The 10,492-nt window shown below is 63.2% G+C and carries 7 protein-coding genes; 6 read left to right on the forward strand and 1 reads right to left on the reverse strand.

Annotated features, from left to right (window positions below; translation table 11 throughout):
- Nucleotides 1-650 precede the first annotated feature (650 nt).
- The gene (locus tag ACYCCG_RS25790) at nt 651-1,334 is read right to left on the reverse strand and encodes a hypothetical protein (protein ID WP_209969652.1); all 684 of its coding nucleotides are present in this window, start codon (nt 1,332-1,334) and stop codon (nt 651-653) included.
- Nucleotides 1,335-1,476: 142 nt separating this feature from the next.
- Here ACYCCG_RS25790 and ACYCCG_RS25795 point away from each other — a divergent pair, with 142 nt between their 5' ends.
- The 6 genes from ACYCCG_RS25795 (at nt 1,477) to ACYCCG_RS25820 (ending at nt 10,359) form a co-directional block, all read left to right on the forward strand.
- Complete coding sequence (locus tag ACYCCG_RS25795; RefSeq protein WP_209969648.1) at nt 1,477-3,279, forward strand: acyl-CoA dehydrogenase; 1,803 nt, start codon at nt 1,477-1,479, stop codon at nt 3,277-3,279.
- 31 nt (nt 3,280-3,310) lie between these two features.
- A complete protein-coding gene (locus tag ACYCCG_RS25800) occupies nt 3,311-4,753 on the forward strand; it encodes a TldD/PmbA family protein (protein ID WP_459672287.1) in 1,443 nt (480 codons plus the stop codon).
- Nucleotides 4,753-6,072, forward strand: a complete 1,320-nt coding sequence (locus ACYCCG_RS25805; protein ID WP_459672290.1) for a TldD/PmbA family protein — start codon at nt 4,753-4,755, stop codon at nt 6,070-6,072. The genes ACYCCG_RS25800 and ACYCCG_RS25805 overlap by 1 nt, the downstream gene beginning before the upstream one ends.
- Before the next feature lie 106 nt (nt 6,073-6,178).
- Nucleotides 6,179-7,606, forward strand: coding sequence for a multidrug transporter subunit MdtD (gene mdtD, locus ACYCCG_RS25810; protein ID WP_176683097.1), 1,428 nt, complete (start codon nt 6,179-6,181; stop codon nt 7,604-7,606).
- A gap of 112 nt (nt 7,607-7,718) precedes the next feature.
- Nucleotides 7,719-9,056, forward strand: a complete 1,338-nt coding sequence (gene dbpA / locus ACYCCG_RS25815) for an ATP-dependent RNA helicase DbpA (protein ID WP_245355303.1) — start codon at nt 7,719-7,721, stop codon at nt 9,054-9,056.
- A 121-nt stretch (nt 9,057-9,177) separates the two neighbouring features.
- Nucleotides 9,178-10,359, forward strand: a complete 1,182-nt coding sequence (locus ACYCCG_RS25820) for a BaiN/RdsA family NAD(P)/FAD-dependent oxidoreductase (RefSeq protein ID WP_209969641.1) — start codon at nt 9,178-9,180, stop codon at nt 10,357-10,359.
- Nucleotides 10,360-10,492: the final 133 nt, after the last annotated feature.

Raw genomic sequence — 10,492 nt, forward strand, 5'->3', positions numbered from 1 at the left:
CGGCGGCACAATATGTTTTGCCACATCGACGGCCTGACCGATGGTTTCCGCGAACGGTGAAGCAACGTCCAGCGAAGTACCCCACCCGAAAATGAAAAATGCCAGTCAGCTTAACTGACTGGCATTAAGCCTCGGCTCTCCTTTTTTTATGGGTGCTGTCCCGAAGCAGGGGCTGGACACAGGCCGTCGTAGGAGCGGGTTCACCCGCGAAAGGGCCGGGGCTGCTGGCCAATCTCCACCTGCCGTTCACCGTTGCCACCACCACCGTATTCGCGGGTAAACCCGCTCCTACACCGGATCGGTGGCGGACACAGGTCGGTGGCTGGAAACAGGCCGTCGTAGGAGCGGGTTCACCCGCGAAAGGGCCGGCCCTGCTGGCCAATCTCCACCCGCCGTTCACCGTTGCCGCCGCTACCGTATTCGCGGGTAAACCCGCTCCTACACCGGATTGGTGGCGAACACAGGTCGGTGGCTGGAAACAGGCCGTCGTAGGAGCGGGTTTACCCGCGAAAGGGCCAGTCCAGACATATCAAAAAACTTTGCAGCAGGCTTCTACCCCAGCATCGAATTGTCTTCACGGAAAGTGGAAGCGCGGGGCGGATCGGGGACTGTACGGAGCTCCACTCATACAGAGCTCCGGCCAAAATTGCTCAAACCATTCGTGAAAGCACAATCAAAGCAAACAGCTGCGCTGCCATAAGCGCAATACCCAGCAGCATCCAAAGCCAATTGGCCAGCGTGAACCGGCTGTTGGCCTTCCCTTCTTTGTCACCCGCACAGAAATTGATGCCCTTCTGCATGGACACCAGAATGATCAGCCAAGCGGCCTGAATGACTAAGCCCGCAAAATAGGCTGGCCACAACCGGCCTTCCAACACGACGCTAGCAACCACCCAGATAACGCAAAAAACGTAATAGCCCAGAGTGAGCCCCAGGATGGACCACGGATAGGTTTTACCTGAGTCGCGAATATGGTTATTTGCCCTTCTCAATAATGGATAGATGAAGAACACTGCAAAAGCACTTCGCCAGAACGGACTTACGCGCTCTCCCGTTTTCTCTCTATGCAGACTCCAACTTTGATAGAAGCAATAAACCCAGTAGAAGCCCAAGGTAAAGAAAGTCATTACGCCAAATTTCATGGGTGAGACTACGAAGAAGGGAACCTGATTGCCGTTGGCCTCAGCCAAGTCAGCGTTGTGGGCATCACTCATCTGAAACGTTTCCTTGTGAACACCAAAACGCACATTCAAGGCCAACTGACATACGATCCGCAGCAGTCCAATTACGATCTGGCTCGTGGGAAACGTCTCTGTATTGTCCCGGATAGGCATTACACGACCTGATCTGGCGTTGGTTTCACCAAAAAACGGCAGGTTTCCCGGCGTTCTCAACCCATATCACGCAAACCTATTAACCTGTCCCCAGTCCTAACACACTCCTACACTCGCAGCATCCCGCCTCAGGACCGCCACCATGCCCGAGACCTTGCTCAGCCCCCGCAACCTCGCCTTCGCGCTCTACGAAGTCCTCGACGCCGAAGCCCTCACTCAGCGCCCGCGCTTCGCCGAGCACAGCCGTGAAACCTTCGATGCGGCGCTGACCACCGCGCGTACCATCGCCGAAAAGTATTTCGCCCCGCACAACCGCAAGGCCGACGAAAACGAACCACGCTATGTGGACGGCCGCGCCGAGCTGATTCCCGAGGTGAAGCCCGCCGTCGATGCCTTCCTCGAAGCCGGCTTCCTCAATGCCAACCGTGATTTCGAAGTGGGTGGCATGCAACTGCCCAGCCTGATCTCGCAAGCCTGCTTCGCCCACTTCCAGGCCGCCAACGCGGGCACCACGGCCTACCCATTCCTGACCATGGGCGCGGCCAACCTGATCGAGAGCTTCGGCACTGAAGAGCAGAAGCGCCTGTTCCTGCAACCGATGATCGAGGGCCGCTACTTCGGCACCATGGCGCTGACCGAACCCCACGCCGGCTCTTCGCTGGCCGACATCCGCACCCGCGCCGAACCAGCAGGCGACGGCAGCTACCGGCTCAAAGGCAACAAGATCTTCATTTCCGGCGGCGACCACGAACTGTCGGAAAACATCGTGCACATGGTGCTGGCCAAGCTTCCGGACGCCCCGCCCGGCGTTAAGGGCATCTCGCTGTTCATCGTGCCCAAGTACCACGTCAACCCGGACGGCAGCCGCGGCCCGCGCAACGATGTGCTGCTGGCCGGACTGTTCCACAAGATGGGCTGGCGCGGCACCACCTCGACCGCGCTGAACTTCGGCGACAATGGCCAGTGCGTCGGCTATCTGGTCGGCCAGCCACACCAAGGCCTGGCCTGCATGTTCCAGATGATGAACGAGGCGCGGATAGGCGTAGGCATGGGCGCGGTGATGCTGGGTTACGCCGGCTACCTCTACTCCCTGGAATACGCTCGCCAGCGGCCGCAGGGCCGGCTGCCGGACAACAAGGACCCACACAGCCCGGCGGTACCGATCATCGAGCACACGGATGTGAAACGTATGCTGCTGGCCCAGAAAGCTTACGTCGAAGGCGCCTTTGACCTTGGCCTGTACGCCGCGCGCCTGTTCGACGACACCCATACGGCCGCGGACGAAAACGCCCGCAAACTGGCGCAAGACCTGCTCGACCTACTGACCCCGATCGTCAAATCCTGGCCCTCGGCGTTCTGCCTCAAGGCCAACGAACTGGCGATCCAGATTCTTGGCGGCCATGGCTACACCCGCGAATACCCGGTTGAGCAGTACTACCGCGACAACCGCCTGAACCCGATCCACGAAGGTACCGAGGGTATCCAGTCGCTCGATTTGCTCGGCCGCAAGCTGGCACAGCACAATGGTGCCGGCCTCAAGCAACTGATCCGCCTGATCGCCGCCACCGGCGAGCGCGCCAGCCATCACCCCAACCTGGACCTGCTGCGCCAGCCGCTGGAGCAGTTGGTCAACCGCCTGCAAGGCGTCACCCTGGCCCTGCTCGGCGACCTGGCCCAAGGCAAAGTCGCTGGCGCCCTGGCCAACTCTGCCTTGTACCTCAAGGCCTTCGGCCACTGCGTGATCGGCTGGCGCTGGCTGGAGCAGGCGGTTCACGCCGAGCTTGGCCTGCTCAAGGGAACCGCTGCTGATCGCGACTTCTACCTTGGCAAGCTGCAAGCCGCACGTTATTTCCTGACCTGGGAAGTACCGGGCTGCCATAATGACCTGGCATTGCTCGAGGCACACGACGATACCTGCCTCGGCATGCAAGACGGGTGGTTCTAGGGGGAGCCACCGTGTACACGGAGGCATCCGCATGTTCGATTCCAGCGCCCTGCTGCGCCAGCGCTTTGCCGCGCTGCGCAGTACGGCCGAGTTGTTTTCCCTGCGCCATGTAAAACAGTCACACCAGGCGCTTTCGGTTCGCCGCAACGTCGCCGAACCACCCTTCTTCAGCCAGGATGAGGGCGCCATGCTCACCGTGCGGGTCAATGGCGTGGAGGCCTATGCTGCCACCGCCGACCTGTCCCAGGCTGGCCTGCAGCGCGCCCTTGAGCAAGCCGAGGCGCTGGCGCAGCAGATCGGCCGGCACAGCCTGCTGGACCTGCGCGAACAACCGGTGACCAGCGCACGCCACGACCATGTTTCGCCCAACTTCGACCAACCCTTGCCCAGCCTCGCCGACTGCCTTGGCCTGCTCGCCGCCGAATCGGCCAGCGTGCCCAGGGACAGCCGCCTGGTGGACTGGCAGGCCAGCCTGGGGCTGAGCCTGGTCGAGCAAACCTACCTCAACTCGGCCGGCGCCGAGCTGCGCCATGCCCAGCGCTTCCTGCTCCCGGGCCTTGGCGTAACGGCCAGCGATGGCCAGGACAGCCAGAGCCGCAGCCTGGGCCGCGACAACTTCGGCCAGCAGGGTGGTTTCGAGATCATCGAGCGCTGTGGGCTGATCGGCGCGGCCAGCAGGGTGGCCGATGAAGCGCTGCAACTGCTGCTGGCACCGAACACCCCCAGCGGCCCGCGCGACCTGCTATTGATGCCGGACCAGATGATGCTGCAGATTCACGAATCCATCGGCCACCCGCTGGAGATGGACCGCATTCTCGGCGACGAGCGCAACTACGCCGGCACCAGTTTTGTCAAAGCCAGCGACTTCGGCCATCTGCAGTACGGCTCCAGCTTGCTGAACGTGACCTTCGACCCGACCATTGGCGAAGAGCTGGCCAGCTACAGTCATGACGACGACGGCACCCCGGCCAGCAAAGCGTTCCTGATACGCGACGGTCTGCTGCTGCGCCCGCTGGGTGGCGCGCTGTCTCAGTTCCGTTCTGGCCTGGACGGCGTGGCCAACAGCCGCGCCTGCGGCTGGAACCGGGCACCGATCGACCGCATGGCCAACCTCAACATCGAGCCGGGCGACCAGTCCCTCGACCAGCTGATCGCGGGCATAGAACATGGCATCCTGATGCGTACCAACCGTTCCTGGTCCATCGACGATGCGCGCAACAAGTTCCAGTTCGGCTGCGAATGGGGCCAGTTGATCGAGAACGGCCAGCTCAAGGGCATCGTCAAGAACCCCAACTACCGTGGTATCTCCGCGCAGTTCTGGCGCAACCTGTCGGCGGTCGGCGACCGCAGTACCTTCCAGGTGCTGGGCACGCCCAACTGCGGCAAGGGCGAACCCAACCAGGTGGTGCGCGTGGGCCACGCCTCACCGGCCTGCGTGTTCCGCCAGATCGATGTATTCGGAGGAGACGCCTGATGAAGCACGCTTTCGAAAACCTGGTAGGGGACGTGCACGCCGCCCTTCAGGCTGGCGAGCAGTTCACCCTCGGCTACAGTGCCGAGCAATCGCAGTTCGTGCGTTTCAACCATGCCAAGGTGCGCCAGGCCGGCGAAGTCAGCCAGGCCTGTGCGCAACTGCGACTGGTGCGCGATGGGCGCCAGGCGGAACAACAGGTGACCTTGAGTGGCGACGCACAACTGGATCGCCAGCGTCTGAACGTTGCGCTCGAGCAGTTGCGCCAGACCTTACCGCTGCTTGCCCTCGACCCTTACCTGCGCCTGGACGAAAATGCCTGGCACAGCCATAGCCTGCAGGAACACCCCCTGCCCGCACTGAACGAAGTACTGCCACTGCTCGAGCGTGAAGCAGGCGACCTGGACCTGGTCGGCATTTATGCCGCCGGCCCGGTCTGCCGTGGCTTCGCCAGCTCGTTCGGCGCCTTCGGCTGGCACCAGGCCAACAGTTTCAACGTCGACTGGAGCCTGTTCCACGCTAATGGCCAGGCGGTGAAGGCCAACTATGCCGGCCAGGCCTGGAGTGCCGACGACTTCACCGCACGCCTGCGCCAAGCACGAGAGCAGTTGGGTTTCCTCGGCCGCCCGGCAGTTACCCTCAAGCCCGGCACCTACCGTGCCTACCTTGCACCTGCGGCCATGGACGAAGTCGCCGGCATGTTGTGCTGGGGCGGTTTTTCCGCGCAAGCCCTGGCCACTGGCAACAGCGCTCTGCAGCGCCTGTACAACGGCGATGCACGGCTTAGCCCGCTGGTGAGTTTTACCGAGCAGGTCAGCGGGTCGCTTAGCCCGGCATTTTCCGATGAAGGTGCGCCGCGCCTGGATGTGCCGCTGATCCAGCAAGGCGAGGCCAGACAGCGGTTGATCAGTGCGCGCAGCGCGGCCGAGTTCGAGCTGCAGGCCAATGGCGCCGACGGCTACGAATCGCCCTGTGCGCTCAGCCTGGCGCCGGGCAATCTGGCCAGTGCGCAGATCCTTGAGCGTCTAGGCACCGGGCTGTACATCAGCAACCTGTGGTACCTGAACTACTCGGACCTGCCAGCGGCGCGCATGACCGGGCTGACCCGCTTCGCCACTTTCTGGGTAGAAGACGGGCAGATCCAGGGGCCGGTGAGCACCATGCGCTTCGATGACAGCCTGTACAGCTTGCTGGGTAGCCAGTTGGAGGACCTGACCCAGGAGCGCGAGATAATTCTGTCGACCAGTACTTATGGACAGCGCAGTACCGGGTCGAGTCATTTGCCCGGGGCACTGGTCAAAGGCCTGACCCTGACATTGTGACTGGACTTGCCGGCCCTTTCGCGGCTAAAGCCGCTCCTACAAGGAACGCGTAAACCTTGTAGCGGCTTTAGCCGCGAAAGGGCCGGCACTGACAAACGAGGACGTCATGCCCGAACGCACCCCGCTGGACCCCGTCACCGCCCGCTGGATCCCTTGGGTGGTGGCCATCGCTTTCTTCATGCAGTCCCTGGACGGCACCATCCTCAACACTGCGCTGCCGGCCATGGCCCGCTCGTTGGCCGAAGACCCTTTGCGCATGCAGGGTGTGATCATTGCCTACATGCTCACCGTGGCCCTGCTGATCCCTGCCTCAGGCTGGATCGCCGACCGTTTCGGCACCAAGCGCATCTTCTTCAGCGCCATCTTGCTGTTCAGCTTTGGCTCGCTGCTGTGCGCCGCAGCCAACAGCCTTGGCTTCCTGATCTTCGCCCGCGTAGTGCAGGGCCTGGGTGGTGCGCTGATGCTGCCGGTCGGGCGGCTGGTGGTGCTGCGCGCCTACCCACGCAGCGAGCTGGTGCGGATCATGAGTTTCATCACCATCCCCGGTCTGCTCGGGCCATTGCTGGGCCCAACGGTCGGTGGCTGGCTGGTGGAAATCCTCAGCTGGCACTGGATCTTCCTGCTCAACCTGCCAGTCGGCCTGCTTGGCTGCATTGCCGTGTGGAAGTTCATCCCGGACTTGCGCGGTGCCGAGCGCACCACCTTCGACGGCCCTGGTTTCCTGCTGTTCGGCGCAGCGATGGTACTGATCACCATTGCCATGGAAGGCCTGGGCGAACTGCACCTGCCGCACTTGCGGGTAATGTTGCTGCTGTTCGCCGGCATGGCCTGCCTGGCCGCGTACTGGCTGCGAGCCGGGCGCGACCCGGAGCCACTGTTCTCGCCCAGCCTGTTCCGCGTGCGCACCTTCGCCATCGGCATCCTCGGCAACCTGTTCGCCCGCCTGGGCAGCGGCGCTCTGCCCTTCCTGGTGCCGTTGCTGCTGCAGGTCGCGCTGGGCTACTCACCCGCCCAGGCAGGCATGAGCATGATCCCGCTGGCGGTGGCGGCCATGCTGGCCAAGTCCATTGCCCGGCCGCTGATCGAACGATTCGGATATCGCATCATTCTCACCGGTAATACCTTGCTGCTGGGCATCCTGCTGGCAAGCCTGGGCCTGGTGGACGAGCAGACCCCTTATTGGCTGCTGTTGGTGCAACTCGGCCTACTGGGCGCAGTGAATTCCATGCAGTTCACTGCGATGAACACAGTGACGCTCATCGATCTCGACGATGCCAGCGCCAGCAGCGGTAACAGCCTGCTGTCGGTGGTCGCGCAACTGTCGCTGAGCCTGGGCGTGGCTTGCGCCGGCGCACTGTTGGGCGGCTTTACTGCGGCAGGCAGCGCCGAGGGCGTGGAAACCACCCTGGGCGCGTTCCAGCTGACCTTCGTCACCATCGGTGTAATGGCCATGCTGGCGGCGGCGATCTTCCTGCAACTGGCGCCGACGGACGGAAGGCGTGCCCGTCGTCCGGAACAACACATGGAGTCGTAGGGCGAATGGCCACGAGGCTGGTAGACTGTGCGGCATTTTTCGCTTCGCAACGCAGGCCCGCCTCGTGACCACCGAATCCACCGCCTTTGCCACCTTGCCGCTGTCCACTGCCATGCTGGCCAACCTGGACGCCCTCGGCTATGCGTCGATGACGCCTATCCAGGCCCAGAGCCTGCCTGTCATCCTCAAAGGCCAGGACCTGATCGCCCAGGCCAAGACCGGTAGCGGCAAGACCGCCGCCTTCGGCATCGGCCTGCTAAACCCGATCAACCCGCGCTACTTCGGCTGCCAGGCGTTGGTGCTCTGCCCTACCCGCGAGCTCGCCGACCAGGTGGCCAAGGAGCTGCGTCGCCTGGCCCGTGCCGAGGACAACATCAAGATCCTGACCCTGTGCGGCGGCGTTTCGCTGGGCCCACAGATCGCTTCGCTGGAGCACGGCGCGCACATCATCGTCGGCACCCCAGGGCGCATCCAGCAGCACCTGGACAAAGGCACCCTTGTACTGGACGGGTTGAACACCCTGGTACTGGACGAAGCCGACCGCATGCTCGACATGGGCTTCTTCGACGCCATCGCCAGCATCATCGGCAAGACCCCGTCGCGCCGCCAGACCCTGCTGTTCTCGGCCACCTACCCGGCCGGCATCAAGCAACTGGCCGCCGATTTCATGCGCAACCCGCAGCAGGTCAAGGTCGAGAGCCTGCACACTGACAACCAGATCGAGCAGCGTTTCATCGAAATTGACCCGCAGCAACGTCTGGAGGCTGTCACCCGCGTGCTCGGCCACTACCGCCCGCAGTCGTGCGTAGCGTTCTGTTTCACCAAGCAGCAATGCGAGGACGTGGTTGCCCACCTGACCGCCAAGGGCATCGTCGCCCAGGCCCTGCACGGCGACCTGGAGCAGCGCGACCGTGACCAAGTGCTGACCATGTTCGCCAACCGCAGCAGCTCGGTGCTGGTGGCTACCGACGTGGCCGCCCGCGGCCTGGACATCGATGGCCTGGACATGGTCATCAACGTGGAGCTGGCACGTGATGCGGAAATCCACGTGCACCGCGTGGGCCGTACCGGCCGCGCCGGCGAGAAAGGCGTTGCGGTCAGCCTGGTGGCACCGGCCGAAGGCCACCGCGCCCAGGCCATCGAAGCGCTGCAGAAGAGCCCGCTGCGCTGGGACCAGCTGGACAGCCTGAAAAACAAGGGCGGCGAGCCCCTGCTGCCGGTGATGACCACACTGTGCATTGCCGCTGGCCGCAAGGACAAGCTGCGCCCTGGCGACATCCTGGGGGCCTTGACCGGTGATGCCGGCATCCCGGGCAAGCAGGTGGGCAAGATTGCCATCTTCGACTTCCAGGCGTTTGTGGCCGTGGAGCGGGCGCTGGCCAAGCAGGCCATGCAGCGGCTGAACAGCGGCAAGATCAAGGGCCGCGCCCTGAAAGTCCGCATTATCTAAAGCCAGGCAAATCCCTTGTAGGAGCGGGTTTACCCGCGAATGCGGCAGTGAATGCACCATCGCATTCGCGGGTGAACCCGCCCCCACAGGGTTCAGCATTTCAAATCTGAAGGTTCATACCGTGCACTCCACCGACGTGATCATCCTTGGCGCCGGCGCCGCCGGCCTGATGTGCGCCCAGCTCAGCGCCCGTCGTGGCCGCCGGGTGCTGCTGCTCGACCACGCCAACAAGCCAGGCAAGAAGATCCTCATGTCCGGCGGCGGGCGCTGCAACTTCACCAACCTGTACACTGAGCCGGCCAACTTCCTCTCGCACAATGCGCACTTCTGCAAGTCGGCCCTGGCCCGCTACACCCAGTGGGACTTCATCGAACTGGTGTGCAAGCACGGCGTGGCTTACCACGAGAAGAAGCTCGGCCAGCTGTTCTGCGACAACAAGGCCAGTGACATCCTCGACATGCTGCTGGCCGAGTGTGACGAGGCCGGTGCCGAAATCCGCATGCACACCAGCATCGAACAGATCGAGAAGACCGAAAGCGGCTACCTGTTGCAGACCAGCAGCGGCCAGTTCGCCTGCCAGTCGCTGGTCATCGCCACCGGCGGCCTGTCGATCCCGACCCTGGGCGCCACCGGTTTTGGCTACCAGGTAGCCCGTCAGTTCGGCCACACCTTGCTGCCAACCCGCGCCGGGCTCGTGCCATTCACCATCACCGAGCCCCAACTCAAGGCGATGTGCACCGAGTTGTCCGGCACCTCGCTGGACTGTACTGCCAGTTGCAATGGCACCAGCTTCCGCGAAAACCTGCTGTTCACGCACCGCGGCCTGAGCGGCCCGGCGATCCTGCAGATCTCGTCGTTCTGGGAAGCCGGTGACACAGTCGAGATCAACCTGTTGCCCGACCGCGATGCGCTTTCCTGGCTGCAACAGATGCAGGCCGAACGCGCCAACGCAGAACTGAAGACCGTGCTGGGCGAAGTGTTCACCCGCAAGCTGGCCAACCTGCTGGCCGAGCAGTGGTTCGAGTCCAGACCGATGAAGCAGTACACCCCGGCAGAACTGGCACAAATCGCCGAAACGCTGGCGAACTGGCAAGTTGTGCCGGCCGGCACCGAAGGCTACCGCACCGCCGAAGTGACCCTGGGCGGCGTGGATACCCGCGAGGTGTCGTCCAAGACCATGGAATCGCTGAAAAGCCCCGGTTTGTACTTCATCGGTGAAGTGCTGGATGTCACCGGCCACCTGGGCGGTTTCAACTTCCAGTGGGCCTGGGCATCGGCGAACGCCGCAGCGCAGTTCGTGTAGGGTAGAATCCTTTCAGCAGCACGGAACGCTTCTTGCTGGCCCGTGCCTGGAGCCGTTATTGGGGCCGCTTCGCGTCCCTTCGCGGGCACGCCCGCTCCCACACGTTCTACAAAGAACCCTGTGGGAGCGGGCG

The sequence above is a fragment of the Pseudomonas sp. VEM90 genome (assembly GCF_054611535.1).

Excerpts from the sequence above, each read along its gene's own strand:
- ACYCCG_RS25790 (WP_209969652.1), bottom strand. The coding sequence starts at position 1,334 with ATGCCTATCCGGGACAATACAGAGACGTTTCCCACGAGCCAGATCGTA.
- ACYCCG_RS25795 (WP_209969648.1), top strand. The coding sequence starts at position 1,477 with ATGCCCGAGACCTTGCTCAGCCCCCGCAACCTCGCCTTCGCGCTCTAC.
- ACYCCG_RS25800 (WP_459672287.1), top strand. The coding sequence starts at position 3,311 with ATGTTCGATTCCAGCGCCCTGCTGCGCCAGCGCTTTGCCGCGCTGCGC.
- ACYCCG_RS25805 (WP_459672290.1), top strand. The coding sequence starts at position 4,753 with ATGAAGCACGCTTTCGAAAACCTGGTAGGGGACGTGCACGCCGCCCTT.
- mdtD (WP_176683097.1), top strand. The coding sequence starts at position 6,179 with ATGCCCGAACGCACCCCGCTGGACCCCGTCACCGCCCGCTGGATCCCT.
- dbpA (WP_245355303.1), top strand. The coding sequence starts at position 7,719 with ATGCTGGCCAACCTGGACGCCCTCGGCTATGCGTCGATGACGCCTATC.